Here is a 26,999-nt window from a genome sequence, read left to right on the forward strand (position 1 = left end):
GAAGCTGTCCAGCTCCGCGCGTCAGTCGACTGCGCAACGCCAGGCGCGCGCGGCCTGTGCATGGGTCGGGATGTACCCCATGTACATCCGCACTCTGAGCGCTCCATCCACGCCCGCCTGGCCGCGACTGGCTGCGGTTTGCTGACAACGCTCAGGCACGGCGGCGCAGGCGCAAACCGAACAGCAGGTCATACAGGATCGGAATCAGGCCCAGCGTCACCAGCGTGCCCAATGCCAGCCCACCGATCATGGTGATGGCCATGCCCGTCCACAGTGGGCCTGCAAACAGCATCAGCGGTACCAGGCCAACGATGCAGGTGAGCTTGGTCATGACGATCGGGCGCAGCCGCTTGACCGCGGCCGCCACCACCGCGTCGCGGCGCGGCAGGCCATCGGCAAGTTCGGCTTCGATGCGCTCCAGCAGCAACACCGCGTTGTTGACGATGATGCCGGCCAGCGCCAGCAGGCCGAAGGTCGCCATGAAGCCGAACGGATAGCCGGTTATCACCAGCGCCAGTGCCGCACCGATCAGCACGAAAGGCACCGCCGACAGCACGATGAACAACTTGCGGAACGAGTTGAACTGCCACACGAACAGCAACAGGATCGCGCCCAGCGCATGCGGCATGTAGTGCAGCAAGGCCTGATTGGCTTCGGCCGAATCTTCCAGCTCGCCACCGATCTCCACGCGGTAGCCGGGCGGCAACTTGAGCGCGGCGATTGGCGCGGACAGCCGTTCGACGATCTCGGTCGCGGTCAGTTGCGGGTTGCGTGCGGTCACGGTGATGGCACGGCTGAGGTTGCGCCGCTGGATCGCCGACGGCTCGCTGTCGCGCAGCACCGTGGCGACCGCCGCCAACGGCACCGGTGCGCCGCCTGCCTGCGGGTACACCAACGTATCGGCCGGATTGCCGTTGGCGGCACGCTCGTCGGTGCTGCCGCGCACGACGACCGGCACATCGGTGCCATCGTCGCGGATCAAGGTGGCGTCCACGCCGCTGTAGCGCCCCTGCAAGGCCTGCGCAATGTCTTCGCTGCTCACACCGGCGCGGCGGGCCTTGAGCTGGTCTACCTGCACCACGTAGCGCGGAATGCGCGCCTGCCAATCGTCCTGCACGTCCACGGTGCCCGGCACCGCCCGCAACGCCCTGGCAATCGCGGCAGCGCTGCTGCGCAGGACGGCCTCGTCCGGACCCACCACGCGATACACCGCCATTCCGGCTTCGGTGGCGCCCAGCGAAAAGCGCTTGGGCTCGGCACGCAGCGCGGGGAAGTGGCTGCGCACATGCGAGCGCACCCGTGCGATCACCGCATCGATGTCGGTCCCCGGCCGCACGCTGACCGTGAAGTAGGCCTGGTTGGCCGCCGGCAGCGGCGGGTTCAGGCCCAACACGATGCGCGGCCCGCCATCGGCGACATACCCGATGCTGTCCACCACCTCGGGGTTCGCATGGCGGTCGCCCAACCAGCGGCTGAGTTCACTCACCGTGCGCAGGGTCTGGCGTGCATCGCTGCCCGCCTGCAACGTCACCGGCATCTGGAACTGCAGGCGGTCGGACTTGGGCAGGAAGTCGTACGGAATGGACACCAGCACGGTGACCGCCACCGCCAGCGTCGCCGTCATCGCACCGATGAACAGCACCTTGTGCTGCAGCACGCGTTCGATCACACGGCGGTAGCCGCGATAGAAACGCGACTCGCCTGCATCGCTGGTCTTGGCGACATGCACCTTGGCGAAGTACATGCACAGCAGCGGCGTCACCGTGATGCTCAGCAACCACGAGCCCAGCAGCGTCACGCCGAGCACGGTAGCCAGCGAGCGCAGGTATTCGTTGGTGCTGGTCTGGCCGAAGAAGAACGGCGAGAACGCCAGCACGATGACCAACGAGGAGGTCAGCAAGGGTGTCGCCAACGTCCGGCCCGCGTCGATGCAGGCCTGGCGGCGTTCCTCGCCGGCCACCAGACGGCGCTCGATGTCTTCGGCAATCACGATGCCGTTGTCCACCAACAAGCCCAACGCAAGAATGATGGCGGCAATCGAGACCGTCTGCAGCTCCACGTCCAGCACACGCATGACGATCAGCGAGGCGAAGATGGTCAACGGCACGATCGCGCCGACGATCAACCCGGTGCGCCAACCCAGAAACAGCATCACCACCGCCATGACGATGACAATGGTCTCGCCCATGACGTGATGCATCTTGCCCATCTCGCGCTCGACCACATCGGCCTGGAAGCTCACCACATGCTGGGTGAAGCCGACAGGCAGCTCACGCGCGGTGTCGTCGAGCTTGGCGCGCAGCGCCTTGCCGAAGTCGGCGATATTGGTGCCGGGCTGCATCGAGACCGAGACCACCACCGCCGGCTGTCCCTGGTAGACGGCCGCGCTTTGCGGCGGGTCGGTCGGCATCACCTGCACCTGTGCCAGCTCGCCCAGGGTCACTTCGCGGGTACCGCCGGCAGGCGCGCCTGGCACGCTCAGCAACACGCCGCGCAACTGCTCAGGCGTGCGGATTTCGCCGGACGTGGCCACGGTCAGCGCCAGCCCGGACACCGCGACCTGCCCACCGGAGCCCACCACATTCTGCGCGCGTAACTGCGCCATCACGCTGGAGGGCGTCAATCCGCTCGCCAGCAACCGCGCGCGATCGAACGACACATACACTGCCTCGTCCTGCAGGCCATACACCTTCACCTGCTCCACGCCGGGCAAGGCGTATAGCTGCTCGCGCATGCGCCGCAACGGGGCGCGCATTTCGCTCATCGAAAAGCCCGTTGCGGTCACCGCAATCGAGGCTACCGACACGCGCCCGAAGTCGTCGTCGACGAAGGGGCCAAGCGTGCCCGCAGGCAATTGCGCGCCGGCCTCCGCGGCCTTGGCGCGAACGCGCTGCCACAGCGCAGGCAGATCCTGCACATCGTCATAGGCGGTCAGCTGCACGATCGCGCTGCCCGGGTGCACCGTGGTGACGATGCGCTTGATGCCGGCCAACTCGCGCAAGCGCTCTTCCACCGGACGCGCCAGCAGGTTTTCCACCTGCTCGCTGGGCATGCCGGGATAGGCCACCGACACCAGCGTGTCGCGCACGGTCACCGACGGTTCTTCCTGCGATGGGAAACCGAGAAACGCCACGATGCCGCCGATCAGGATCATCGCTGCGGCAAACAGCGTCAGCCGGCTCGAGCGCATCGCCATCTGGGTCAGCTTCATGGCGTGCGACCTCCGCTCAGCTGCGTTTGCGCCTGCAGTGGCGTCACCGGCTGGCCGTTCACCAAGAAGCCCACCCCGGCGCTCACCACCTGCTCGCCTGCACGCAGCCCGCGCAGAATCTGCACACGCTCGCCGACGATCGTCCCCAGGTCGACCGCGCGTTCGATCACGGCCCGCTTTGCCGGCTGGTAAACGAACACGCTGGCCCGCTGCCGGTTGAGCCGGGGCAATACCGCCGACAACGGCACGCTCGGCGTGGAAGCGGCAGGAGGCGGCAGCGTCAGCATCACGCTGTCGCCGCTACGCAGCGACGGCGCGGCGGCGAGCGGTTCCAGCAACGCCTGTACGGTCGTGGCATTGTCCAGGCGGCTGGAAAGACTGCGCAGACGCAGTTCGATCGGCGCCTCGCCCGTATCCATGCGGGCACGCACGGTCTGCCCCGGCGCCAGGCCGGCACCGGCAGTTGCCGGCAGCGTGGCGACCAGTTGCACACGGCCCTGCCCTTCCACCTGCAGCACCACCTGCCCCGCCGCCACATCGGCCTGCGGCTGCTGCAGGCGCGCCACCACGCTGCCATCGAAGGGCGCACGAAGCTCGCCCAAACGCGTGCCGCGGCGCGCCATGGCCAGGTCGGCCCTGGCCACCTGCAGCTGCGCGGCGGCCGCATCTGCCGCCGCCCGCGCGGCCGTCAAGGTGGCATTGGAACTGGCGCCGTCATCGAACATTGCCTGTTGCTGGCGCAATTGCAGTTGCCGTTCGCCAGACTGCGCCAGTGCCGCGCGCACGTTGGCATCGGCCTGCTGTTCGCGCAGGCGCAGCGGTTCATCGTCCAGCCGTGCCAGCAGTTGCCCGCGGGTCACACGGTCGCCGACATCCACCAGCACTGCCGACAGACGGCCTGCCCCTTCGAACCCCAGCTCGGCGCGTTGTTCCTGGCGCACCAGCGCCGGCACCTGCAGCGGGTTATCGCTCCCGCTGCCGAAGCGCTCCAGCTTCACCGCGCGCGGTGTCTCGGTGGCCGGCGCATCCGGCCCGCTGCATGCGGCCAGTCCCAGCAGCAACGTGCCGCACACCAGGCCGCGATAAAACATCGTCATCATTCGATCCCCCGGTGTATGCCGCTCAGCGGCTGTAGGTCAGTGCAAGGTTGCCGCTCACCACGCTGCGGCGTGCCACCAGCGGGCTGTCTTCGGCGTTGTCCAGGTAGCGCGTTCCGGTGACCCCCACCGTGGTGGCCCAGTGCTCGCCCAGCGAGTGCGTCCAGCTGCCACCTACCGCGGCGGCATACGCACCGGACCCGGCATTGAAGGCGGCAAAGCGGGTGCGCGCGGCTTGCGCATCGCTGACACCGAAGTAAGCCTGATTGAAGCGGCGGTCGCCGCCATGCACGTCCAGGTCCAGGGTGACCGTGTCGCTGGCGCTATGCAGCAGGGTGAACTCCATCCCGGCGCGATAGCGGTTGCGGCGCGCAGCATCCTTGAGCGTGAATTCCGCCTCCGCATTGACGTTCATGTAGGGCGTCACTTGCTGCATCACCAGCGTACGTGCCGTCACCGAGCCAGGCACATCGCCCATGCCGGCCAGCAGGCGCGAGCCCGGCCGCCAGTTGCTGTCGCGTTGCAGCCGTCCCAGGTCGTAATACAGCGATTGCGATATGTAGAAGCCGGACTTGCTCTGGAATTGCAGGCCTCCACCGCGCGAGGTGTCGAAGAACAACACGCCGCGCTGCACCACCAGCACCGGGTTGAATTGCACGCGCGCGCGCTCGGCACCGGCATACTCCGGCGTGGCCACCGCTGCGGCGCCGGCGGTGATCTCGGTGCGGTCTCCCAGCAGGCGCGAACTTCCGGTCAGATCGGTTTGTGCGTGCGCGATGCACGGGATGGCGCTCATGCAGGCAAGGACGCTGGCGCGAACCACATGGTTGCCACGCAGGCGATTGAAAGACGATACGTTCATCGAAAGTCTCCGTCGGAAGTCAGGAAGCGGTGGGCAGGCGCACGCCATAGAACGCCTGAAACAGCGCAATACGGCTCAGCACGCGTTGGCGTGCGGTATCCAGGTAATCGAGTTCGGTTTGGGCGATGCGGGTCCGCTCGGCCAGCAGCGCGCTGCGGTCTTGAAGACCGGCATCCACGCGTTGTTGCATGCGAGCAAGTCGCAGTTGCTCGCGTTCGACCTGCTCGCGCGAGCGCGGCTCGGCCTGCGACAAGGTGGCGTGGGCGTCGAGCGCGTTGGCGACCTCGCGAAATGCCGCTTCGATTGCCTGCTCGTAGGCAACCACATCGGCGCGTTTGCGCAGTTGCGCCAGGTCCAGGTTGGCGCGATTGCGGCCGCCATCGAACAACGGCAGATTCACTTGCGGCATGAAGCTCCACACGCCGTGGCCTGCAGAAAACAAGCCGTTCAATCCGTCGCTGGCCGTGCCCACGCTGCTGCTCAAGGTGATCGACGGAAAAAACGCCGCGCGCGCCGCGCCGATATCGGCATTGGCCGCGCGCAGCTCCAGCTCGGCCTGCTGGATGTCCGGGCGTTGCAGCAACAGCGACGAATCCAGCGCGCGCCACGCACTTGCCGACGTATCGGCGGCGATCAGCCCCTGCAGATCGCCGGGTACCGGCGTGCTGTCGTAGCCGGCCAGCAATTGCAGCGCGCGCACCGCAGCGGCGTGGTTGTCGTTGCCCTGCAGGGCCGCCACATGGGCCTGGTCGGCCTGCCGCTGCTGCGCATCGCGCTCGTCGCGCGCAATCAGCCCCACCTGATATTGCCGCTCGGCGATGGCAAGCAATGCAGCGCTGTCGGCATCCAGCGATTGCAGCTGGTGCAGCGCCTGCGCGGTGGTGCGCTCGGCGGTGTAGGCGCGCAGCACCTCTGCAATCAGGGCGCCACGCGCCGCGTCGCGGCCATGGGTGCTGGCCAAGTAGCGCTGGCGTGCGGCCTCGGACATCGCCTGCAGCTTGCCGAAAAAGTCCACTTCGAAATTGCCGATCCCCGCATTGGCAATCACCAGATCCTGCTGGTAACGCGCATCCAGCGTCGGGTTGTCGAAATGTTGCCGCAGCTGCTGTGCGCCGACGGCGAGCGTCGGCAGGCGCGACGCCTGCGCGATGCCGTATTGCGCACGCGCCTGTTCTACCTGCAACGCCGCACGGCGGAAATCGCCGTTGTGGGCCAAGGCACGTTCGACCAGCGGCCGCAGGTCGCGGTCTGGCGCGAAGGCCTGCAGAAACGCGCGCTCTTGCGCGTTCAACGCGACCGCGGCGGTCGCATCGGCGTCGGGCTGAGCGGATGCCGGTGCGGGTGCGGCCTGCGGGCTGCCGAACGTGGCCGGCACGCTGACCACCGGGCGCTGGTAGGCCGGCGTCAGCGAGCAGCCAGCAGACAGCACCGCACTGGCGGCAACCAGGCACACGCAAGACCAACGATGCGGAATAATTTGTGGAATCATGATGTCGGAGCACAGAGCCAATCTCGACCGACATCCTCGACCCGCAGCGTCCAGGTTGTTTTCGGGAATTATCCAGATTTGATCGAGACGACAGGGCAACACGCCATGACAGGCAAAAAGGTTCTGCTGGTGGAAGACGACAGCGATAGCGCCAGCATTCTGGAGGCCTATCTGCGCCGCGACGGCTTCGATGTGGCGGTGGCCGGCGATGGCGAACGCGCCATCCAGCTACACCGGCAATGGGCACCGGATCTGGTGCTGCTGGACGTGATGCTGCCCAAGCTCAGCGGCATCGAGGTGCTGTCGACGATCCGCCGCGCCGGCGACACGCCGGTGATCATGGTCACCGCCATCGGCGACGAGCCGGAAAAGCTCGGCGCCCTGCGCTACGGCGCCGACGATTACGTGGTCAAGCCGTACAGCCCCAAGGAGGTGGTGGCGCGCGTGCATGCGGTGCTACGCCGGAGCGTGGCGGTGCGCGCACCGGGCGAGCCGTTGCAGCACGGTCGGCTCAGCGTGGATCCGGCCGCCGTGGTGGCCAGCGTGCAACACGAAAACGGCGACAGCGTGGCGCTGGATCTGACCCCGACCGAATTCAACCTGCTCGCGCTGCTGCTCAAGACGCCGTTCAAGGCCTTTACGCGCAGCGAACTGCTCGACGCCTGCCTGCCCGACAGCGATGCATTGGAACGGGTGGTGGACTCGCACATCCACAACCTGCGCCGCAAACTCGAAGTGCATGGCATCACCGGTGTGCTGGTCACCGTGCGTGCAGTGGGGTATCGCTTTCAATGAAGGTGCTGCGGCGGTTTCATGCCTGGCGCAACCAGGCGCCCCTGTGGTGGTGGGTGGGGCTGCGCATGAGCGCGCTGGCGGTGGTGACCATGATGGTCATCGCGTTCGGCATGTGGTGCTATTTCAACCTGCGCTACAGCCTGATCCTGAGCACCGTGCCGGCCGGGCCGCGTGCGGAGATCTCCGAGCTGATCGAGCAGCCCAGGGCCAACCAGGCCCGCCTGTGGGAGCTGTTCCAGCGCTATTACGACATCGAAAATTTCCTGCCCGGGCTGGCCAATCCGGACTGGTGGATGCTGGGCGCCATGATGGCCATCTCGGTGCCGGTCATTTTGTTCTGCGGCCTGCTCGCGTCGCGGCCGCTCTCGCGGCAGTTTTCGCAGGTGGCTTTCGCGGCGCACCGGGTCAGCGATGGCGATTTCGGCGCACGCGCACAAGTGGTGCGCGGCGCGCCGGACGAGCTCACCGCGCTGGCCGAGGACTTCAATACGATGAGCGGCAGGCTGCAGCAGTACGAGCGCGAATTACGCGACTCCAGCGCGATGCTGGCGCATGAATTGCGCACCCCGCTCAATGCCGCGATGGGACGCGTGCAAGGCATGCTGGACGACGTTTTCCCGCGCGAACCCGAGCAACTGCGGCTGGTACATCGCCAGCTGGAGCAGATCAATCGCCTGATCGGCGACCTGCACCTGGTGTCGCTGGCGCGTGCCGGCCAGCTGGTGCTGGAGCCGGAAAGCGTCGAGCTGCGGGAGCTCGTCGCCGAGCGTATCGAATGGGCAGGGCCGGCACTGCGCGAGGCGCAGATGACCATCCACTACCCCACGCATCCGGCGCTGCGCCTGCATGCCGACCGGCACCGGCTGGGCCAGGTGCTGTCGATCCTGATCGATAACGCGTTGCGCTACGCCGCAGCCGGCAAGCTGCTGGAGATCCAGGTGCGTCGCGACGGCAACAGCGTGCAGCTCACCGTCGGCGACCGCGGTCCCGGCGTGGCGCCTGCGCAACTGCCGCACCTGCTGGACCGCTTCTGGCGTGCCGACAGCTCGCGCGCGCGGCATTCCGGCGGCAGCGGCCTGGGCCTGGCGATCGCCTCGGCCATCTGCCAGGCGCACGATGGCCAACTGGTCGTCAGCAATCGCCCCGGCGGTGGCCTGCTGGCCAGCGTGCAGTTACCGCTGGGGCGTTGACGCAACGCTCGGCCGCGCACACGCCAGTGCAAGTGCCCGCACCCGCGGGCAGTTGCGCGCCCGATCACCGCGATTGCAGGCTCGGCACCGCATCGCTCACATGGGCGTGGCGGCGCATGATCCAGTTGAACAACGGAGTGGCCATCAGCGTGGACACGATCGCCATCAGCACCAGCACCGAGAACAGGCCCTGTTCGATGACACCGGCCTGCAAGCCGATATTGATGATGATCAGCTCCATCAGCCCGCGTGCATTCATCAGCGAGCCGATCGCCATCGCGTCGCGGTTGTTCTCGCCGGTCGCACGCGCCGCGGCCCAGCAGGCCACGCCCTTGCCGATGAACGATGCGGCCAGGATCGCCACGCCAGCCAGCATGATCTGCGGCTGCAGCAACACGCTGAGCTGGGTTTTCAAGCCCGAATAGGTGAAGAACATCGGCAGCAGCAACACCACGACGAACGGCTGCAGCATCTCGCGCAGCTTCTCGGTCAATGCGCCCCTGGGCAAGCAGACCCCGAGCAGGAAACCGCCGAACACCGCATGGATGCCGATCGCATCCATCGCCCAGGCGCTGACGCAGAACAGGATCAGCACCACCGCCAGGACACTGTTGCTCAGCGGCTGGCCGGGCACCACATGATCGGCCAGCCGCTTGAGCAGATGCCGGCCGACGAAAATCATGAACACCGCATAGCCGATGCCGCCGCCGATGGCCAGGTAGGCATTGCCCCAACTGCCGCCGAAACTGGCCAGCACCACGGCCAAAATGCACCACGCTGCCGCATCGTCGAACGCGCCGGCGGTCAGCGCCAAGGTGCCCAACGGGCTATTGGTCAGACCGCGTTCGTGGATGATGCGCGCCAGCATCGGGAAGGCGGTGATCGCAATGGCCGCGCCCAGGAACAGCGACGCTTCGGTCAGCTTGGCCTGTTCCGAAAACAGGCCTTCCACGTTGATCAGCCACGGGCACATGGCAAACGCCAGCAGGAACGGCACCGCGATGCCCGCCATCGACACGCTCATGGCGCTGCGATAGCGCGCGCGGAAGTGGTCGCCGCGGAAATCGGTTCCGACCAGGAACATGTACAGGCCCACGCCGAACTGCGCGAACACATACAGCACGTCCATGGTCTGCTTGGGGAACAGGGCTGCTTGCACGCCCGGCGCCAGCAAGCCGAACAACGAAGGCCCCAGCATCACGCCGGCAATCATTTCGCCCACCACCTGCGGTTGCCCGAGGCGCTTGGCCAGCATGCCGACCAGCCGGCACACCAACAAAATCGCGGCAGCCTGCAAAAAGAAATACACCGACATCTGCGGAGTGGTCATGCGTGCGGCGACATCCCTGAAAAGTGCGCAGATCGTAACCGGAGCTGCCGCACTCCGATAGCGTGCGGCCGCCGTGGCGATCTGAGCCCACCTGCGCGCTTGGGCCCGCCAGGCACGGCGCGCAGGCCATCGGCGCTTGTCTGCATCATGTGCCCGCAGCGGCCTGCGCCGGCACCGGCGTCAGCACCAGGTCCTGGAAATCGAAGCTGAAATCGGTCAGCGGCGAAATCGGCTCCATGCGCATCTCGCGCACCGCGCCATCCGGGGTCAGCGCAAAATTGACGAAGGCATCGGCATTCAAGGAGCGGTCGTCCCAGCGCACGATGAAGCTGTCGTGCTGCCAATGCTCCAGCGTGCCCACCAACTGGGCGGTCTTGGCGAACTGCATGCGCAGCCGCTTGCCATCCTGGACGATCACCACATCGCCGTACCAGGGGTCGCGATAGGTGGTCGCGTAGCTGCGCAGCGGCAACGACGGCGTCGAACGCGCCGCACGCGCTTCCTGGTGCTTCTTCCAACTTGCGTCCGCATCGCTGTCGGCCTTCTCCACCAGTTTGGCGTAGGCGGCGGTCCAGTCCGTGGACGGCACCTGCAAAAACGCATCCAGCATCTGGAAGGTCACGGCGTTGAACGCAGCGCCCACTTCCTGGTTGGTCAACACCACCACGCCCAGCTTCTGATCCGGCAGCAGCGTCAGGCGCGACACCATGCCGGGCCAGCCGCCGGTATGCCAGACCATGCGATGGCCGCGGTAGTCGCTCAGGCTCCAGCCCTCACCGTAGCCGGCGAAGTTCGGCCGCGCCGCGGCAAGCTCGGGCACCTGCACCTCGCCGATCGGGATCGGCGTGATCATCGACCACATTTCCTGCTGACGCTTGGCGCTGAACAGGGGTTTGCCATCGGGCAGGATGCCGCCGGCCAGCTGCACGTTCATCCACAGCGCCATGTCGTGCGCGCTGGCATAGATGCCGCCGGCACCGGAGTTGTTGGACCAGGTCAGCGGCGCCACCGTACGCAGCTCGGTAAAGTCGTACTTGGCATGCCCGACTGCCGCGTGATCGCCGGGCTGCAGATGGTCGGCGTTGAAGCGCGTGCCGCGCATGCCCACCGGGTCGAAGATGCGTTGCTGCAGAAACGCCGCGTAACTCTGCCCGGATACCTGCTCGATCACCTTCTGGGCAACGGCGTACAGGATGTTGTCGTAGGCATAGCGGTCGCGAAAGCCGCCCTTCAGCGGCACCTTGGCCAGGCGCTGCACGACCTCTTCGGTGGTATAGCTGGTGCTGGGCCAGAACAACAGATCGCCAGCGCCCAGGCTCAGGCCGCTGCGGTGCGCCAGCAGATCGCGGATGCGCATTTGTCCGCTCACATACGGGTCGGACATGCGAAACCACGGCAGATGGTCGATGACCTTGTCGTCGAGCGAGAGCTTGCCTTCATCGGCCAGAATCGACAGCGATGCGGCAGTGAATGCCTTGGTATTGGAGGCAATGGCAAACAACGTGTCGGCCTGCACCGGCGCGGGCTTGCCGGTCTCGCGCACGCCGTAGCCGCACTCCAGCACCACCTGGCCGTCCTTGACGATGGCCACCGCGAGACCGGGCACGTCGAACTGCTTGCGCACGCGTTCCATCTGCGCATCGAACTGCTGCATGCCGGCGGGAAGCTCGGCCGCATGCGTTGTCGTCACCAAGCTTGCCACCATCAGCACGCCCCCACTCAGCCATCGGTTCAAGGTCACTGCATCACCTTCAGGTTGTTGGTCAGATCGATCCGCCGGCGCCATCCAGCGCCAGCGGTTGCGGCGCCACCAGCACGCCATTGGCATCGGCATACAGCCAATGGCCAGGAACGAAGGGCACGCCGGCAAAATTCACCGGCACATCCACATCGCCCAGATCGCGTCGCTCGGTACGGCGCGGGCAAGCCGCCAGCGCCAGTACCCCCAGCGGCAACGTGGCAAGAATCTCGACATCGCGCACGCAGCCGTGAATCAGCACGCCGGCCCAGCCGTTGGCCACTGCGTTGGCCGCGATCTGGTCGCCTAGCAGCGCATGCTTGAGCGAGCCCTGCCCGTCCACCACCAGCACGCGGCCATCGCCCGGCGTGGCGGCCAGCTCGCGTACCCGCGAGTTGTCTTCGAAACAGCGCACCGTGACCATCGGTCCGGCGAATGCCGTACGCCCGCCGAAGTGGCGGAACAGCGGTTCGGCGATCGTCACGTCGGGGTAGCGGTCACACAGATCAGGCGTGGTCCAGGTCATCGGGGCGATCTCGCGCGGCAGAGCTGGCATGGTAGCCGGCCGTGGCGGCGCGCGGGCGATGGGGGACGGATGCCCGATATCCGCTATCCGATACCCGATAACGCGACATGCAGGCACGCACGCGCAACGACAGTGCGCACACGCGGACACCGCTGCGTTCGCCGTTTCATGATGGTCGCGACAAGGCAGTCGCCATGCGGCGCTTGCCGCGTATGGGCCTCGGCAGCGCGCTGCTGCGCTGGCGTCCAGGGCATCTGCTTGAGGTAAGCACTGCGAAGACGCCGAATTGCGGCACCGAGACGCAACGCAGCCGACGTGGGTTGCCGGCAGCGACGCCGTCGGTGGCGTGCGCAGCTCACCCCCGGCGGCGTGTAACCCCAACACGGCAGACCAGCGCAGGGGCAACGCACTTCGGTAAGACGACCGCCCCACTGCGATGCACCGTTGCGTCATGCAGGCTCAACCATTGCCCTTCACCGCGGCGCCTCATTGGCCGCCGCGTTTCTCATCGCGCCACCTGCGCCACGGCTATGATCGGCCGGCGCGCGTCGCACCCATTGACGCATCCGCAACGACGCACGACCTCGCCAGCGAGTATCCATGCAATGACCGATCTGTTCGCTTCCGCCCCGCCCGCCCTCGACGGCATCCACATCGGCATTGGTGGCTGGGTCTATGCGCCGTGGCGGGCGGGCATGTTCTACCCGGAAGGGCTGGTGCAGCGCCGCGAGCTGGAATACGCAAGCCGCCACGTCACCGCCATCGAAATCAACGGAACCTATTACGGCACGCAGAAGCCGGCCACGTACGCGAAGTGGCGCGATGAGGTGCCGCCCGGCTTCGTGTTCTCGGCCAAGGCGCCGCGCCGCATTACCCAGTCGCGCAAACTGGCCGGTACCAAGGCGCAGGTGGAAGATTTCATCGGCGGCATTGTCGAGCTCGGCGATACCCTTGGGCCGCTGGTGTGGCAATTCGAACAAGGGCACCGGCTGCAGGCCGACGATCTGGACGCGTTTTTGTCGTTGCTGCCCAAGCGTGCAGGCACGCGTGCGCTGCGCCATGTACTGGAGATCCGCGACCATGATGCGGTGGATGCGGCGCTGCTCGCATTGGTGCGCGGCCATGGCGTGGCCACGGTGTTCACCGATTCGGATGAGCACCCCTCGTTCGCCGATCTGTCCACGGATTTCGTCTATGCACGTCTGATGCGCAGCCAGGCGCGCCTGCATGCGGGGTATCCGGCGCCGGCATTGGCGCGCTGGGCAGAGCGCATCAAGGCCTGGCGCCGCGGCGAAGACCCGGCCGACCTGCCGCACGTGGATGCAACGACGGCGCCAGCGCCGCAGCCGCGCGAGGTCTTCGTGTTTTTCATCAGTGCGGCGAAGGAACGCAACCCGGCAGCGGCGATGGCGCTGTTGAAAGAAGTGTCGGCGCGTTAGAGCAGCTCGCAACACGACAGCCCAGCGGCGATATGGGCGCGGCGGCTTGGGAATCGGCAGGTTGCATGCGTACGTTCGGATGCTGCGTGCGGCATCCACAGCCATCTGACGACGGCTTGTTGGTGTATCAGCCGCTCTTGGCCCGCGCATGAGGACAATCGGCGATGATGGATGCGGCCGTCTCCTGAGCACGGCGTTGCGCGCCGGGGTACGGCGATCGATCGCGGCGTGGGGTGATGCATCGCTCGTGGACTCTCCTGCCGTGATGCAAGTCGGTCGATGGCGGGCGTCTCGCGCGATGACTGCGCGACAGCCTGATCAGCCATCCCTCCATCGGCGCCGCTGCACGCCGCCGCCGATTCCCTCGCAGCGCAACATCACGCCGTTTTCGGCGACGATGACGCATGCCCACGACCGACCTGCGCAAGGCGCAACTGCAAATTCACTTCTGCGTCCTGCTTTGGGGCATCACCGCGATCCTGGGCAAGCTGATCACGCTGCAGGCATTGCCGCTGGTGTGGTGGCGCATGTTGATCGTCGTGGTGGCACTGGCCTTGTGGCCACGCGTGTGGCGGGGGTTGCGCGGCTTGTCCGGGCGTGTGGTGCTGGGCTATTGCGGCATCGGCGCGCTGGTTGCCTTGCACTGGCTCACCTTCTACGGCGCGATCAAGCTGGCCAATGCATCGGTGGCGGCGACCTGTATCGCACTGGCGCCGGTGTTCACCGCGGTCATCGAGCCATTGGTCACGCATCGCCCATTCCGTCCGCGCGAGCTGCTGTTCGGGCTGGCCGTGTTGCCCGGCGTGGCGCTGGTCGTCGGCGGGGTGCCGGACGGCATGCGGGCCGGCGTGGTGGTAGGCGCGATTTCGGCGGTGTTCGTCGGGCTATTCGGCTCGCTCAACAAGCGCATGGTGGCGCATGCCGACCCGCTCACCGTCACCGCGCTGGAACTGGGTGCCGGCACGTTGACCCTGACCCTGCTTGCACCGGCCATGCCGCTGCTGCTGCCGGCGTTGCATGGCGATCTGCTGGTGATCCCCAGCCTGCACGATGGCGTGTTGCTGCTGGCGTTGTCGCTGGCCTGCACCTTGCTGCCGTTCGCGCTGGCGCTGATCGCCTTGCGGCATCTGAGCGCCTATTCGGTGCAACTGGTGACCAATCTCGAACCGGTCTACGCCATCGTGCTGGCGATCGCGCTGCTGGGCGAACAACGCGAACTGACCCTGCAGTTCTATCTCGGCGTGGCAATCATTCTCGGCGCGGTATTCCTGCATCCGGTCCTGGAGCGTCGGCGCACGGTCGCGCACCCGGAAGTGCTCGGCACAGCCGAGGCGAAGAACATCGTCGACTGATTGCACTGCGCTGCAAGACCACGCATCTTCACAGCGACCTCTGCGTTGATGCGCGCCGACGCTCACGCTGCATCGCGCGGGTTCGGCGCCCGGCACATGGCAATCGACGCCCCATGCGCTTGCCAGGCCATCTGCATCGGCAGGCGCGCAGCCACGCCCGCCCCTACTCCAGCGCAACCACCTGATCGCGCCCGCCGCGCTTGGCCGCATACAGGGCCTGGTCGGCGCGCTTGATCACTGCCTCCACGCTTTCCTGCGGGTACAAGGTCGCCACGCCGATACTCACCGTCACCGGCAGCGCGATCGTCATCGCCGCCACGCTCTGGCGCAGGTATTCGCATTGCACGCGTGCCTGCAGCAGATCCGCATTGGGCAGCAGCAACACGAATTCCTCGCCGCCATACCGGGCGATGGTGCCGGCACCGGCCATATGCGCACGCAACAACGTGGACAGTGCGCGCAGCACTGCATCGCCCTGATCGTGCCCATGCACATCGTTGACGGTCTTGAAATGATCCACGTCCAGCAGCGCGACCGACAGCGGCTGGCCCACCGCACGCGCCTGTTCGGTGGCCGCCGCCAGTGCCACCGCGAACGCGCGCCGGTTGGGCAGGCCGGTCAACGGATCGGTACGGGTCTGTTCGACCAAGTCGGCGTTCAACGCATCCATCTGCGCGTAATAGCCGGCCATCTGCTGTTCGTACCACTCGCGCTCGTGCAACTGCTGGCGCAACTTCCTGCCGGCCAACCGCAACTCGAGCAGGTGCGAGGCCTGGCGCGACAAGGCCTGCAAGGCGTGGCGCTGGTCTTCGCGCAGGTGCGCCGGGGTCTGGTCGAACACGCACAGCGAGCCCAGCGCCATGCCCTGGCTGGTCACCAGCGGCGCGCCGGCGTAGAAGCGCACCCCGCCGCTGCCGACCACCATCGGGTTATCGTGGAAGCGTGGGTCCAGCAAGGTGTCGTCCACCATCAGCACTTCGTCCGGGCGCAGGATCGCGTGCGCGCAGAACGAGATATCGCGTGGTGCCTGGCTGCGTGGCGCACCGTGCGCAGACTTGAACCATTGCCGGTCTTCGTCCACCAGCACCACCGCCGCCATCTGCGTCTCGCACAGCGTGGAGGCAATCATGGTCAGGTCGTCGAATGCACGTTCGGCCGGCGTATCCAGCACGTCGTACTGGCGCAGCGCGGCCAACCGCTCGGCCTCGTTGCTCGGCAATTCCGGTTTGATCACTGCCGCCCCCTGGCTGTTATCTGTGAAAGTATGCCGGAGCCCGGCAAGTGCCACCATCTGGCTGGCCCGCACCCTGCCGTGCCGCAAGCACCGCCCTGGCCGACATCGGCCGTGTCGAAGGGTGATCCATCGGGCGGGCGCAAATACCCGCCGCGGGGTTGCACGTGTGGCGCGGCAGCACGGCAGTACCACGCGCGCATGTGCCGTGTCTGAAACGCCGGCTGCGCTGACCTGGCAGCGATGCAGCCGGCCCGGCACAGGCACTTACCAGTCGGTGCGTTGCGGCAGCAGCCCGCGCAATTCCGCATCGCTGAGGTTGCGCCACTGCCCCGGCTTGAGCGCAGCCAGCTTGATGTTGTCGATGCGCACCCGGCGCAGTTGCGTCACCCGGTAGCCGAATTCGGCAGCCATCAGGCGAATCTGCCGATTCAGGCCTTGCTCCAGCACGATGCGGAAGCCGAATTTGGCAATGCGCGCGGTGCGACACGGCAGCGTGGTTTCGTTGTGGATGCGCACGCCGCGTGCCATGCCACGCAGGAATTCGTCGGTGACCGATTTGTTGACCGCGACCAGATATTCCTTCTGGTGGCGATTTTCCGCACGTAGGATCTCGTTGACGATGTTGCCGTTGCTGGTCAACAGGATCAGCCCTTCGGAGTCCTTGTCGAGCCGGCCGATCGGAAAGATGCGCTGCTCGTGACCGACGAATTCGACGATATTGCCCTTGACCGAACTCTCGGTGGTGCAGGTGATGCCCACCGGCTTGTTGAGCGCGATATAGACGTGCTTGCGACCGCCGAGCTTCTTGGCCTCGCGCATGCGTAGCGGCTGGCCATCCACCAGCACGGTATCTTCCTCGCCCACCACCGCGCCGGTGCCGGCGGGCACGCCATTGACGGTGACCCTGCGTTCTCCGATCAGGCGATCGGCCTCGCGGCGTGAGCAGAAGCCGGTTTCGGCGATGTATTTGTTGAGTCGGATCGTCATCTGCCAATTATCGGCGATTTGGAGCAGGCCGTGCGTCATGCCGGCTGCCCGGGCCAGCAATCGGCAGCAGGCCGTCGCAAAGGCGTGTGCACGCAGCACCGGCATGACGCTGCGCGACGTCGCCTGGGTCAGGCGCGCTTACCCGGAGACGGCCACCAGCTGCGGCGTGTGCAACAGCTCTTCCAGCGGGCATGGACGATGCAGGCTGAAACCCTGCACCTGGCCCACACCGGCGTCGCGCAGACCGGGGATGTCGGCCTCCGATTCCACGCCTTCGGCGACCACCTCGATGCCCAGCGCCAGGCCGACCTGGGCGATCGAATGCACCGCCGCGCGATCCACCGCATCGTGCGCGTAGTTACGGACGAAGCCGCAATCGATCTTCAACACGTCCACGGTGAATTGCTTGAGATAGCCGAACGAGGCAAGGCCGCTGCCGAAGTCGTCCAGCGCCACGTGGCAGCCGCGCGCGCGCACGCTCTGCACGAAACGCTGCGCGTGTTCCAGATCGCCGATGACTGCGGTCTCGGTGATCTCCATGCACAGCTTCGGCACCAGTGCCGGGTAGCGTTCGAACAGGGCACAGACCACGTCGAGAAAATCCGCCTGCGCGATCGATTGCGCAGACAGATTGACGTGGCACAGGTCCAGCGTCGCCACATGCATCGGGTTGGCCGACAACTGCGCGCACAGCGCTTCCAGCACATAGGTATCGACCATGCGCCCCAGGCCGTAACGCTCCACCGCCGGCAAGAATTCACCCGGGCTCAGCACCCTCCCGTCGCTGGCGCGCATGCGCACCAGCACCTCGTACTGCAGGCGCCCCGGGTCGTTCAGCACCTGGATCTTCTGCGCGTACAACAGCAAGCGCTCTTCGGCGATCGCCTGTTGCACCGCACTGATCCAGCCACCATCGTGGCGGCGCTGCGCCAGCGCCAGATCGTTTTCGTTGAAGCAGCGAACGCGGTTGCGGCCTTCTTCCTTGGCCGCATGACAGGCCAGATCGGCGGCGGTCATCAAGGTGGTGAGGTCGCTGACGCCCTGGCGAATCTCCACCACGCCAAAACTGCAACTGGGCGTCAGCGGTCGCCCGCCTTGATGGCTCCACGGTTGACCGAGCACGCCGTGCATGCGTTCCAGCACGATTTGCGCCTGCGCCAGATCGGTATTGGCCAGCAGGATGGCGAACTCATCGCCGCCCAGGCGCCCCAGCCAATCGCCAGAACGCAGCTGCATGGTGATCACGTCGGCGAAGTGACACAGGAACCTGTCGCCCACCGCATGCCCGAAGGTGTCGTTGACCAACTTGAAGTGATCCAGGTCGACAAAACACAGCGCGTGGCACATCTGCGGCGATTGCGGCAGCTCGATCAGGCGCAGCAGCCGGCGTTCGATTTCATGCCGGTTGATCAACCCGGTCATCGCATCGTGGCGCGCATGGAAGGCCACTTCGTCGGCCAGCTCGTGCGCGTGCGAGACATCTTCGATCACCGCCAGCACAAGGGTCGGCTCTTCCGGCCCCGGCTCGACCAACGACGCGCTCCAGCGGCCCCACATCACCCCGCCGTCGGCACGCAGAAAGCGCAGCTCGCCGGACTGCAGCAGCTTGGGCCAATCGAGCATGCCGCGGCTGTCCAGCTTGATGTCTTCCGGATGCATCACCTCGGCCAGCGTGCACGCCTGCAGCTCTTCGGGCCGGTAGAGCAATACATTGGCCATCGACGCATTCGCATCCAGCACATTGCCGCGCAGGTCGAACTTGACCATGCCCAGCGCCGCCTGCTGAAACGCGGTACGGAAGCGACCTTCATGCGACAGCAGATAATCGCGAATGCGCCGCATCGCCAGTACGCAGGTGATCAACACCAGCAGCAAGGTGGCCAGGCTGCAGACCACCATCACATCGTGCAACAGCCGCGCGCAGCGGGTCAGGTAGGCCAGGAATTCGGCCGCATCGCGGCGCATGCGGCCGTCCAGCAGATGCAGTTCATCGCGCAGTGCCTGCAGCGCACGCGGGTCGGGCCGGTTGGCGGCGTGCACCGAGGCGGCGCGGTCGGCCAGGTCGCTCAGTTGCAGGATGCCGGCGTCGGTGCGCTTCCACAGCGCGATGGCGTCGCCGAGATACGGAAATTGATGCCCGTAGCGATACAGCCGCACCATTTGCGGCATGTCTTCATGGGCATTACGCCCAGCGGCCAGACCGGCGTAGACCGCGTCCCAATCGATCGCCGGCTGTTCGATCGCCACGCGAGCAGCGCGGTCGCCCAGCGGCACTTCCAGCGCGCGGCAGGCGGCCTGCAGATCGGCCGTATCGCCGCTGCCCAGGTAGCGCTCCATCCAGTACACCGATTCCTGCTGGGCGTTGGACCAATGGCTCTGGCCGACGATCCAGGCGGTCGCGCCGGACTGGACTTCGATCACCAGCGCCGACACCACCGTCATGCAGACGGCGATACCGATCAACAGCGCCAGAGGAAGCGTCAGCCAGCCACGCACCAGATGCATGGTCTGCCCACCGCCCTTGCCGCGTACTGCCTGCGCCATCGCCGTCCGTCCTTCGCCGCCCCAGTGCGATTCAGGCGCCCACTGGGCGCCTGAAGGCAGTAACGGCCGCAACGGCCGAGTCTGTATGGCTACGCCCGCTTGGCGTCCTGCGCTCGGGGTTAGCGACGCTGACGGGATCGGCCTGATCGCCGCCGCCCTGAGGCGCCGTAACGTCCTACCCGCTCGCTATGCTCTCTGATGCATAGCGATACTGGGCAATCCGACCAGCTGCGGGGGTCCCGGCGGGCCGTGCCGGGCAGGCTTACTCGCCGCGCGGCTTCGGCGGACCCTTGCGGTGCGGCGCGCCGGCGCGGTCCATCGGACGGCCCGGGCCGTTCGGGCGCCCGGACGGCTTGCCGCCACGCGGGAAGCGCGGCTTGGACGCCGCACCGGCCGCTTCGCCGTCTTCCAGCTTGCGCATGTTCAGCTGCTGACCGGACACCCAGACCTTCTTCAGGTGGGCGAGCAATTCGCGCGGCATGTCGGCCGGCAGATCCAGGATCGAGTAATCGTCCTGGATGTCGATACGACCGATATAACGACTTTCCAGACCGGCTTCGTTGGCGATCGCGCCGACGATGTTGGCCGGCTTCACGCCATGGCTGTGGCCTACTTCGATGCGATAGCTCTCCATGCCGAACTCCGGCTCCCCACGTGGGGCCGGCTCGCGGCGCGGACGCTCGCCGGCATTGTCAGCGCGGGGCGGGCGCGGAGCGCGGTCGCTGTCGGCGCGCGGGCCACGTTCGAACGTGGGTTCGAAACGCGGACGCTCGCCCCGGTCGGCACGCTCGTTGCGCTGGCGCGGAGCGGATTCCTCGCGCGCACCGCGCACCGGCGGGGTCAGCAGGAACGGGGCATCGCCCTGCAGCAGCTTGGCCAGCGCGGCGGCGATATCGATCGCCGGCACGTTGTTTTCGGCCTCGTAGCGCTGCAGCAGATCGCGGTACATGTCGATCTGGCCACCGGCCAGGGTCTCGGTGATGCGGGTCATGAAACGCGCGACGCGGGTGTCGTTGACCGCGTCCACGCTCGGCAGCTGCATTTCTTCGATCGGCTGGCGGGTGGCGCGTTCGATCGAACGCAGCATGCCCTTCTCGCGCGGCGTCACGAACAGGATCGCGTCGCCGTTACGCCCGGCACGACCGGTGCGACCGATGCGGTGCACGTAGCTTTCGGTGTCGTAGGGAATGTCATAGTTCAGCACGTGGCTGATGCGCTCCACGTCCAGACCGCGTGCGGCCACGTCGGTGGCGACCAGGATGTCCAGCTTGCCGTCCTTGAGCTGGGCGATGGTCTTCTCGCGTGCGGCCTGCTGCATGTCGCCGTTGATGGCCGCAGCCGCCATGCCGCGCGCCTGCAGCTTCTGCGCCAGCTCTTCGGTGGCCGCCTTGGTGCGCGCGAAGATGATCATGCCGTCGAACGGCTCGACCTCGAGAATGCGGGTCAACGCATCCAGCTTGTGCAGCCCGCTCACCCACCAGTAGCGCTGGCGGATATTGGCCGAGGTGGTGGTCTTGGCCGCGATGGTGACTTCGGCCGGGTCTTTCAGGTAGGTCTGCGCGATCCGGCGGATGGCCGGCGACATGGTGGCCGAGAACAAGGCCACCTGGCGCTGCTCCGGCAGCTTCTTCAGCACCGCTTCGACATCGTCGATGAAGCCCATGCGCAGCATTTCGTCGGCTTCGTCCAGCACCAGCGTCTTGAGCTGCGACAGATCCAGGGTGCCGCGATCCAGGTGATCGATCACCCGGCCCGGGGTACCGACGACCACGTGCACGCCGCGCTTGAGCGCGCTCAGCTGCTGGGCATACGGCTGGCCGCCGTAGACCGGCAGCACACGGAAGCCGGGAATGGCCTCGGCATATTTCTGGAATGCCTCGGCAACCTGGATGGCCAGCTCGCGGGTCGGGGCCAGCACCAGTGCCTGCGGCTTGACCTGGTTGAGATCGGCGTTGGACAGCACCGGCAGCGCGAACGCGGCGGTCTTGCCGGTGCCGGTCTGGGCCTGGCCGAGCACATCGCGACCGGCCAGCAACGCGGGGATGGTGGCAGCCTGGATCGGCGACGGCGACTCGTAGCCAACATTGGCAACGGCCTTCATCACAGCGTCCGAGAGGCCGAGATCTGCAAACAGCAGCGGCGCGGAAGATTCTTGGGTCATGGGTAACTCCGGAGGCGCCGCACGGAGCCGGCAGGCGCAAAGCAGCATAGTGTGCCTCTTCAGCCCCCTTGCTGTCGAAATTTTCGTGACAGTCCATTCAGGTTGTGAGGAATCGCGCTCCTGCGCGAATCATCCCCGTGTCGCCCCTCACCTGCCCGACTGGAGCCATGCCCCTGGACACAGACCTGCACACCCGCTTCAGCGCCCTGCTGCAGCAACATCGCGGCATCGTGCTGAAGGTGGCGGCCAGCTATTGCCGCGGCCGCGACGACCGCGACGAACTGGCGCAGGAAATCGCCACGCAACTGTGGCGGGCATTTCCCGGCTACGACCCGGGCCGGCGCTTTTCCACCTGGATGTACCGCATCGCCCTGAACGTGGCGATCAGCGATCTGCGCGGCCGCCGCGCGGCCAGCGAGCCGATCGCGCTGGATGCGGTGCAGGAGCGCATTGCCGATCCCCATGCGCACGACCCTGTACGCGAGCAACAGGTGGCCGCGCTGTATGCCTTCATCGCACAGCAACCGCCGCTGGAACGCGCGTTGCTGCTGCTTTATCTGGACCAACACAGCTATCGCGAGATCGGCGAAGTGCTCGGCATCAGCGAAACCAATGTCGCCACCAAACTCAGCCGCCTGAAAACGCGTATGCGCGCCGAGCTGTGACCCCCACCCATCCGCAACCGGAGCAAGACATGGAACTGGACGACATCGCCCTGGCCTGGCGTTCGCTGGAACAGCGACTGGACCAACATGCCGCACTCACCGACCAGGTGCTCGGCGAGCTGCGCAGCCACGCAGCACGCGCCCAGCTACGCCCGTTGTGGCTGAGCCAGTCGGCGCAACTGCTGTGCGCCATCGCACTGAGTGGCATCGTTGCCCACAGCTGGCGTGCGTTCGCCGAACAGGCGGCTGCCGTCGTCGGCGGCGTGTTGCTGCAGGCGTGGTGCGTTGCGCTGGCGGCGTCTGCGGTCCGTCAACTGTGGCTGTTGTCGCAATTGGATTTCGCCAGGCCCCTGCTGCAGACACAGCGCGCGCTTGCACAGCTGCGGCGCTGGCGCACGCGCGTGGCGCCGTGGCTGGGCGTAGCGTTCTGGGTGCTATGGGTGGCATTGGCAGACGCTGCATGGCGGGCCCTCACCGGCCTGTCGTTGCCAACCGCCTGGCTGCTATGCAACCTGCTGGTCGGTGTCATCGGCGGCATCGGCACCTGGCTGGGCTATCGCCGGCTGCAGCGCAGCGGTCACCCCTGGCTGGAACGCCTCGACACCGCGCATGCCGGCCGCAGCGTCGCCCGCACCGAAACCCTGCTGGAACAGATCGCGCGTTTCCAGCGCGAGTAAGCGGATAATCGCGGCCTCCCTGCCACCGAGCACACCATGCAATACCTGGAATTCGACCTGGACGGCGACTACATCGAACTCAACCAGTTGCTCAAGCTGGCCGGCATTGCCGACAGCGGCGGCCAGGGCAAGGCGATCGTCGCCAGCGGCGCGGTCAGCGTCGACGGCGTGCAGGAGCTGCGCAAGACCGCCAAGATCCGTCCCGGTCAGCTGGTGCAGCTGGACGATGTGGAAATCCGCGTGCTGGCATGGGACCCGGACGCCGAGCCCGACGCATGAAGGTGGTGGAGATCGGCCGGCGCAACAACGCACCCTCGGCCGACGATCCAACCCACGACGTCTGTGTTTTTTCGATCGCCATCGACGCGGACCAGCCGTTCTGGCTGGAGAGGTCCATCCGCGGCGGCCATGCCGAGCGAGGCGGCTGCAGCATGCTGGCCTTGCACGAACTGGATGCCTGGCGCGGCGACTGGCGTGCCGAGGTGACCAGGGCCGGTTGCGCCTGGGTGATTCCACTCCTGGAACACGCCCTGCGTACCGACGATGCGCAGGCGTCCATCGATGCCATCCTGGCGCGGGTGCAAGCGCCGGATTGAAACTCGCACCCGCCGGCGACGCTGCATCAAATGCCCAGCAGTGCGCGCACCAGTTTGATGATGCCCCAGAACGACACCACCCAGATGGCGCTGCGCAGGTACGGAATACCCGCGGCATACACCGGCACATACGCCACGCGCGCCCACAGGTAGAGCTGCACGGCGAGTGCTGTTTCTGCGCTGGTGCGCCCGGCCACGCTCACTGCCAGCACGGCAGCCGCGAAGATCGGAAAGGTTTCCAGATAGTTGCGGAACGCGCGGTCCAACCGCGCCGCCACGCCGGTGAGCGGCTTGGCCTCGCCATCGCGTGCGCTGGCATTCCACTTGGTGCCGCGCTGGGCGGTCATGCTGGCCGAGGCGGCCAGCAATTGCACCAGCCCGAGCACCATCGCCCAGCCCAGCATCTGCAGCTCGATCGTCAGTTGCATGCGTTTCTCCTGGCCGATGGAAACATCACTTCACCGCCGTGCGCAGGCTGTAACCGGCCAACCGCCAGGTCTTGTCTTCGTCCAGACGGAACGACACCAGCTCGCGGACCGGCTGTTGCGCCTTGGCAAAACGGGTCGGGAAGCTGACGTTGACATACAGGCCTTCGGGCACCTGCGCGCCGGGGCCGTACTTGACCCGCGTGACCGAGCCCTGCCCGCGCCCCACCACCGCACCCAAGCGCGCGCGTTCGGTGCCGATCTGGCTGACGAAGACATCGCGCTTGACGGCGGTCTTGGCGACCTTGGACGCGCCATCCCACAGGGACGCAACCTGGTTGCCGTCCACCATCTGCGCCACGCGCAAGGCGGCCTGGGTCATCTCGGTGTTCTGCTTGGTCAGCTGCGCCTGCTGCGCCGGGCTAAGCGCCGGCTGCGCTGCGGGCCCCGCAGCGGCCGGTTGCGCCGCAGCCGGGCCAGCGGGACGACTGGCGGCCTGCGGTTGTTGAGCGAACGCCAGCGCTGGAGCCAGTGCCAGCACGATAACCAGACGAGAACGAAGCATGGGACAAGGACCTTGTACGGATCGGGTGGAAAGGAAAGGCGCCCGCCCACCTGTGGGTGGGTAGCGCAGTCTAGGGCGTGTCATGCGCAACACAAGTCTGCGGCTGCAGGTGCGGGGACGGCACTGACGACAACACGCCAAGCGCTGACGCGGGCCTCGGGGAACAACGCACCGCTCGAGCGCGCAAGCGACGAGCAGCAAGCTCTGGCCACGGCCGCACGCATCGACGTCATCGGGTTTGGCAGCGGCGTTTTCCTCCCTCTGTCCGGAGTGGCAGGCATGCTGCGGATATCGGCATCGGTTGGGCGTGGACGCGTGCCGCAACCATTTGAAGTTGCCAAGCCCCCATCCCGCACAAGCACCCACCAACCTTGAAGTTCCAGCGTCGTTGCCTGCGCAATCAGACCTCGCTCCCGGGAGCCGGCGGCACGGCTGTCACGCCACGCGGCCGCCACAGACGCCAACTGACCCAGAAGGCACGCGCGATCGCGGCAATCAGCGCCGCCAGACTCAGCCAGGTTGCCAGTGTCGCCGGCCATTGTTCGTGCATGGCGGCAGCGGCCAGACGCAGCAACTCGGCCACACCGAAGCCGACCAGCACCAGCAGGGCCGACGGGAGATATGCCAGTAACACACCCTTGGTCTTGCCTCGCATATGTCACCGGCTCGGTTGTGATGCAGCGACGATAGGCAGCGCGCAGTGCGATACGCGTGAAGCCGGTCGCTGCGCTCAGCCGTCGGGGTGAAGCGCAGACGGCGGGCCGGCCTGGGCCGCATCCTGCGCAGGCGCGGCGTCTGGCTCGGCTGCAGGTGTCGCCGCACCTGCGGCGTCGCGCTGGACTTGGTCGTTCTGCGCCTGGCCGTTCTGCGCCTGGCCGGTCTGCGCCTGGCCGGTCTGCGCCTGGCCGGTCTGCGCCTCACCGGTCTGCGTTTCGGCCGGCGGGCTGGCGGGCAGCGCCGCGGCATCGGTTTCGGCCAGCGGGCTTTCTTCCGGGCAGGCGGCATCCGGAAAGCCGAAGCGCTGCTTCAAAGCCAGGCCGCAGGCATTGACCGCGTCCAGGTCTGCGCCCTCGCCCTTGCACTTCTGGTCGAAGGCGACCAGAAACGCGTCCTTGCGGCGTACGAAGGCATCGCCGCACTTGCGCATCTGGCGGATGCGTTCCAGATCGTCCTGCACCGCGTTGGTGCCATCCAGCCCGTATTCGCGCAGCTCTTCCATGCTGAGCAGGCGCAGGCTGCGGTTGGGCACGGTCATCATCAGGTCGGCCACCGCCACCGCCACGCCGTTGCGCTCCAGGTAATCCTTGACGTTGCCGTAGACCTCGCGCAGTTCGCGATTGAGCTCGGCGCGCGAGGTGGCCTTGGAGCTGATCCGCATCATGCGGTGAATGCCGACCTTGCCGGCGACCAGGCGGTTGTCGCCGGCCGCCAGCACGAACACGCAGGCGCTGTGGCAGATCGAGCCTTCGCGCACCCAGATGGTCCAGTTGGACTCGCCGATGGTGTCGCCGGCACGGATAGCCGCCTCCACCTGCCCGCCACTGGAGTCCAGGTCCAGGATGCGATGCGGCAACTTCCACTGCTCGGCCACCGAGGCCAGCCGCCACACCAGCGCCGCAAACCCTGCGTTGATCTTGCCGGCGTAGCGCACCCGCACCAGCCCGGTCTCGCGGCACGGCGCCAGCGCCGCTTCCACGCTGGCCCGGTCCAATGCCGGCAACAGCGTGCCGTCGCCGGCCTCGCGGCTGTAATCGGTCGCGCAGCTGATCCAGGCCTGGCCCGATTCCAGTTCCGCCTGCGGCCAGCTTGCCTCGCCTGCCTGCGTGCGCGGGCGCGGCGGCGGTACCGGTTCGGGCGTATCCACCGACACCATGTGATCGCCATCGCCGGCCTGCCCCGCACCACTTTGCTGCGCAGCCGCGGCATCGGCGGAGGTCGCCGACCGGTCGCAGGCGGCCAGCAGGAGCAAGCAGGCAAGGGACAGACAAACCGATTTCAGCATGATGTGGGGCACGGAACGCGACGGAGATCACCCGCAGTCTATGGCTGAATGGGTCGAAGGGTTGACCCGGCCATGAACGCGCAGGGCCAACGCAACCCTGTCCGAAAACGGCCA

At 66.7% G+C, this 26,999-nt stretch carries 23 protein-coding genes; 8 read left to right on the plus strand and 15 right to left on the minus strand.

The window, feature by feature from the left end; all coding sequences use genetic code 11:
• Nucleotides 1–151: 151 nt before the first annotated feature.
• From ACCQ03_RS14330 to ACCQ03_RS14345, 4 genes are read right to left on the minus strand one after another with little or no spacing between them, the layout of a single operon-like run.
• Entirely contained in the window at nucleotides 152–3,211 is a 3,060-nt protein-coding gene (locus ACCQ03_RS14330; RefSeq protein WP_209226017.1) for an efflux RND transporter permease subunit, read from the minus strand.
• Entirely contained in the window at nucleotides 3,208–4,311 is a 1,104-nt protein-coding gene (locus ACCQ03_RS14335; RefSeq protein WP_057677468.1) for an efflux RND transporter periplasmic adaptor subunit, read from the minus strand. Before ACCQ03_RS14335 ends, ACCQ03_RS14330 begins: the two co-directional genes overlap by 4 nt.
• Before the next feature lie 22 nt (nucleotides 4,312–4,333).
• The gene (locus ACCQ03_RS14340) at nucleotides 4,334–5,170 is read right to left on the minus strand and encodes a MipA/OmpV family protein (protein WP_209226015.1); all 837 of its coding nucleotides are present in this window, start codon (nucleotides 5,168–5,170) and stop codon (nucleotides 4,334–4,336) included.
• A 19-nt stretch (nucleotides 5,171–5,189) separates the two neighbouring features.
• A complete protein-coding gene (locus ACCQ03_RS14345) occupies nucleotides 5,190–6,659 on the minus strand; it encodes an efflux transporter outer membrane subunit (RefSeq protein ID WP_209226013.1) in 1,470 nt (489 codons plus the stop codon).
• 105 nt (nucleotides 6,660–6,764) lie between these two features.
• Here ACCQ03_RS14345 and ACCQ03_RS14350 point away from each other — a divergent pair, with 105 nt between their 5' ends.
• A complete protein-coding gene (locus ACCQ03_RS14350; protein WP_005912893.1) occupies nucleotides 6,765–7,454 on the plus strand; it encodes a response regulator in 690 nt (229 codons plus the stop codon).
• Nucleotides 7,451–8,644: a sensor histidine kinase gene (locus ACCQ03_RS14355; protein WP_209226011.1), complete on the plus strand. Its 1,194-nt coding sequence runs from the start codon at nucleotides 7,451–7,453 to the stop codon at nucleotides 8,642–8,644. The genes ACCQ03_RS14350 and ACCQ03_RS14355 overlap by 4 nt, the downstream gene beginning before the upstream one ends.
• Before the next feature lie 64 nt (nucleotides 8,645–8,708).
• Here the strand turns inward: ACCQ03_RS14355 and ACCQ03_RS14360 are convergent, their stop codons facing one another.
• The 3 genes from ACCQ03_RS14360 to rraA all read right to left on the minus strand — a co-directional run bounded on the left by ACCQ03_RS14360 (nucleotide 8,709) and on the right by rraA (nucleotide 12,238).
• Nucleotides 8,709–9,974, minus strand: a complete 1,266-nt coding sequence (locus ACCQ03_RS14360; RefSeq protein ID WP_209226009.1) for a cation:proton antiporter — start codon at nucleotides 9,972–9,974, stop codon at nucleotides 8,709–8,711.
• 145 nt (nucleotides 9,975–10,119) lie between these two features.
• On the minus strand, nucleotides 10,120–11,715 hold the full coding sequence (locus tag ACCQ03_RS14365; RefSeq protein ID WP_485130637.1) for a serine hydrolase: 1,596 nt from the start codon (nucleotides 11,713–11,715) through the stop codon (nucleotides 10,120–10,122).
• Nucleotides 11,716–11,737: 22 nt separating this feature from the next.
• Nucleotides 11,738–12,238, minus strand: a complete 501-nt coding sequence (gene rraA / locus ACCQ03_RS14370) for a ribonuclease E activity regulator RraA (protein WP_017113654.1) — start codon at nucleotides 12,236–12,238, stop codon at nucleotides 11,738–11,740.
• A gap of 605 nt (nucleotides 12,239–12,843) precedes the next feature.
• On the opposite strand from rraA, the gene ACCQ03_RS14375 reads away from it, so the two are divergent.
• Together ACCQ03_RS14375 and ACCQ03_RS14380 are read left to right on the plus strand one after the other, a co-directional pair.
• Nucleotides 12,844–13,677 carry a DUF72 domain-containing protein gene (locus ACCQ03_RS14375; protein WP_209226007.1) on the plus strand — a complete coding sequence of 278 codons (834 nt, stop codon included), beginning with the start codon at nucleotides 12,844–12,846 and terminating at the stop codon, nucleotides 13,675–13,677.
• 404 nt (nucleotides 13,678–14,081) lie between these two features.
• Entirely contained in the window at nucleotides 14,082–15,029 is a 948-nt protein-coding gene (locus ACCQ03_RS14380; protein WP_209226005.1) for a DMT family transporter, read from the plus strand.
• Nucleotides 15,030–15,192: 163 nt separating this feature from the next.
• Here ACCQ03_RS14380 and ACCQ03_RS14385 read toward each other — a convergent pair whose 3' ends face one another.
• From ACCQ03_RS14385 to ACCQ03_RS14400, 4 genes are all read right to left on the minus strand, one after another.
• The gene (locus ACCQ03_RS14385; protein ID WP_209226004.1) at nucleotides 15,193–16,320 is read right to left on the minus strand and encodes a GGDEF domain-containing protein; all 1,128 of its coding nucleotides are present in this window, start codon (nucleotides 16,318–16,320) and stop codon (nucleotides 15,193–15,195) included.
• Between the two features lie 207 nt (nucleotides 16,321–16,527).
• Nucleotides 16,528–17,250, minus strand: coding sequence for a pseudouridine synthase (locus tag ACCQ03_RS14390; RefSeq protein WP_209226001.1), 723 nt, complete (start codon nucleotides 17,248–17,250; stop codon nucleotides 16,528–16,530).
• A 138-nt stretch (nucleotides 17,251–17,388) separates the two neighbouring features.
• Complete coding sequence (locus ACCQ03_RS14395; protein WP_017155818.1) at nucleotides 17,389–19,794, minus strand: putative bifunctional diguanylate cyclase/phosphodiesterase; 2,406 nt, start codon at nucleotides 19,792–19,794, stop codon at nucleotides 17,389–17,391.
• 262 nt (nucleotides 19,795–20,056) lie between these two features.
• Nucleotides 20,057–21,955: a DEAD/DEAH box helicase gene (locus ACCQ03_RS14400; RefSeq protein ID WP_209225999.1), complete on the minus strand. Its 1,899-nt coding sequence runs from the start codon at nucleotides 21,953–21,955 to the stop codon at nucleotides 20,057–20,059.
• A 167-nt stretch (nucleotides 21,956–22,122) separates the two neighbouring features.
• Here ACCQ03_RS14400 and ACCQ03_RS14405 point away from each other — a divergent pair, with 167 nt between their 5' ends.
• The 4 genes from ACCQ03_RS14405 to ACCQ03_RS14420 are packed head-to-tail and all read left to right on the plus strand — an operon-like array spanning nucleotide 22,123 to nucleotide 23,893.
• Nucleotides 22,123–22,620, plus strand: coding sequence for an RNA polymerase sigma factor (locus tag ACCQ03_RS14405; protein WP_057679028.1), 498 nt, complete (start codon nucleotides 22,123–22,125; stop codon nucleotides 22,618–22,620).
• Between the two features lie 29 nt (nucleotides 22,621–22,649).
• A complete protein-coding gene (locus tag ACCQ03_RS14410) occupies nucleotides 22,650–23,297 on the plus strand; it encodes a hypothetical protein (protein WP_057679029.1) in 648 nt (215 codons plus the stop codon).
• 36 nt (nucleotides 23,298–23,333) lie between these two features.
• A complete protein-coding gene (locus ACCQ03_RS14415; RefSeq protein WP_005929320.1) occupies nucleotides 23,334–23,576 on the plus strand; it encodes an RNA-binding S4 domain-containing protein in 243 nt (80 codons plus the stop codon).
• Complete coding sequence (locus ACCQ03_RS14420; RefSeq protein WP_057679030.1) at nucleotides 23,573–23,893, plus strand: hypothetical protein; 321 nt, start codon at nucleotides 23,573–23,575, stop codon at nucleotides 23,891–23,893. The genes ACCQ03_RS14415 and ACCQ03_RS14420 overlap by 4 nt, the downstream gene beginning before the upstream one ends.
• 26 nt (nucleotides 23,894–23,919) lie before the next feature.
• Here ACCQ03_RS14420 and ACCQ03_RS14425 read toward each other — a convergent pair whose 3' ends face one another.
• The 4 genes from ACCQ03_RS14425 to ACCQ03_RS14440 all read right to left on the minus strand — a co-directional run bounded on the left by ACCQ03_RS14425 (nucleotide 23,920) and on the right by ACCQ03_RS14440 (nucleotide 26,885).
• Nucleotides 23,920–24,321, minus strand: a complete 402-nt coding sequence (locus ACCQ03_RS14425) for an MAPEG family protein (protein ID WP_017155823.1) — start codon at nucleotides 24,319–24,321, stop codon at nucleotides 23,920–23,922.
• Nucleotides 24,322–24,346: 25 nt separating this feature from the next.
• Nucleotides 24,347–24,883, minus strand: a complete 537-nt coding sequence (locus ACCQ03_RS14430; RefSeq protein WP_039570263.1) for a DUF4019 domain-containing protein — start codon at nucleotides 24,881–24,883, stop codon at nucleotides 24,347–24,349.
• A gap of 400 nt (nucleotides 24,884–25,283) precedes the next feature.
• A complete protein-coding gene (locus ACCQ03_RS14435; RefSeq protein WP_057679031.1) occupies nucleotides 25,284–25,538 on the minus strand; it encodes a hypothetical protein in 255 nt (84 codons plus the stop codon).
• 75 nt (nucleotides 25,539–25,613) lie between these two features.
• Complete coding sequence (locus ACCQ03_RS14440; RefSeq protein WP_209225997.1) at nucleotides 25,614–26,885, minus strand: COG3904 family protein; 1,272 nt, start codon at nucleotides 26,883–26,885, stop codon at nucleotides 25,614–25,616.
• Between the last annotated feature and the right edge of the window lie 114 nt (nucleotides 26,886–26,999).

Source organism: Xanthomonas sp. NCPPB 3569, assembly GCF_041475645.2.
GTDB lineage: Bacteria > Pseudomonadota > Gammaproteobacteria > Xanthomonadales > Xanthomonadaceae > Xanthomonas > Xanthomonas phaseoli.

Bases quoted from the DNA above. Each gene is read 5' to 3' on its own strand.
- ACCQ03_RS14430 (WP_039570263.1), bottom strand. From the start codon at position 24,883: ATGCTTCGTTCTCGTCTGGTTATCGTGCTGGCACTGGCTCCAGCGCTG.
- ACCQ03_RS14385 (WP_209226004.1), bottom strand. From the start codon at position 16,320: ATGGTGGCACTTGCCGGGCTCCGGCATACTTTCACAGATAACAGCCAG.
- rraA (WP_017113654.1), bottom strand. From the start codon at position 12,238: ATGACCTGGACCACGCCTGATCTGTGTGACCGCTACCCCGACGTGACG.
- ACCQ03_RS14395 (WP_017155818.1), bottom strand. From the start codon at position 19,794: ATGGCGCAGGCAGTACGCGGCAAGGGCGGTGGGCAGACCATGCATCTG.
- ACCQ03_RS14405 (WP_057679028.1), top strand. From the start codon at position 22,123: ATGCCCCTGGACACAGACCTGCACACCCGCTTCAGCGCCCTGCTGCAG.
- ACCQ03_RS14330 (WP_209226017.1), bottom strand. From the start codon at position 3,211: ATGAAGCTGACCCAGATGGCGATGCGCTCGAGCCGGCTGACGCTGTTT.
- ACCQ03_RS14340 (WP_209226015.1), bottom strand. From the start codon at position 5,170: ATGAACGTATCGTCTTTCAATCGCCTGCGTGGCAACCATGTGGTTCGC.
- ACCQ03_RS14355 (WP_209226011.1), top strand. From the start codon at position 7,451: ATGAAGGTGCTGCGGCGGTTTCATGCCTGGCGCAACCAGGCGCCCCTG.
- ACCQ03_RS14390 (WP_209226001.1), bottom strand. From the start codon at position 17,250: ATGACGATCCGACTCAACAAATACATCGCCGAAACCGGCTTCTGCTCA.
- ACCQ03_RS14375 (WP_209226007.1), top strand. From the start codon at position 12,844: ATGACCGATCTGTTCGCTTCCGCCCCGCCCGCCCTCGACGGCATCCAC.
- ACCQ03_RS14360 (WP_209226009.1), bottom strand. From the start codon at position 9,974: ATGACCACTCCGCAGATGTCGGTGTATTTCTTTTTGCAGGCTGCCGCG.
- ACCQ03_RS14415 (WP_005929320.1), top strand. From the start codon at position 23,334: ATGCAATACCTGGAATTCGACCTGGACGGCGACTACATCGAACTCAAC.
- ACCQ03_RS14435 (WP_057679031.1), bottom strand. From the start codon at position 25,538: ATGCGAGGCAAGACCAAGGGTGTGTTACTGGCATATCTCCCGTCGGCC.
- ACCQ03_RS14440 (WP_209225997.1), bottom strand. From the start codon at position 26,885: ATGCTGAAATCGGTTTGTCTGTCCCTTGCCTGCTTGCTCCTGCTGGCC.
- ACCQ03_RS14420 (WP_057679030.1), top strand. From the start codon at position 23,573: ATGAAGGTGGTGGAGATCGGCCGGCGCAACAACGCACCCTCGGCCGAC.
- ACCQ03_RS14410 (WP_057679029.1), top strand. From the start codon at position 22,650: ATGGAACTGGACGACATCGCCCTGGCCTGGCGTTCGCTGGAACAGCGA.
- ACCQ03_RS14345 (WP_209226013.1), bottom strand. From the start codon at position 6,659: ATGATTCCACAAATTATTCCGCATCGTTGGTCTTGCGTGTGCCTGGTT.
- ACCQ03_RS14350 (WP_005912893.1), top strand. From the start codon at position 6,765: ATGACAGGCAAAAAGGTTCTGCTGGTGGAAGACGACAGCGATAGCGCC.
- ACCQ03_RS14425 (WP_017155823.1), bottom strand. From the start codon at position 24,321: ATGCAACTGACGATCGAGCTGCAGATGCTGGGCTGGGCGATGGTGCTC.
- ACCQ03_RS14380 (WP_209226005.1), top strand. From the start codon at position 14,082: ATGCCCACGACCGACCTGCGCAAGGCGCAACTGCAAATTCACTTCTGC.
- ACCQ03_RS14335 (WP_057677468.1), bottom strand. From the start codon at position 4,311: ATGATGACGATGTTTTATCGCGGCCTGGTGTGCGGCACGTTGCTGCTG.
- ACCQ03_RS14400 (WP_209225999.1), bottom strand. From the start codon at position 21,955: ATGACCCAAGAATCTTCCGCGCCGCTGCTGTTTGCAGATCTCGGCCTC.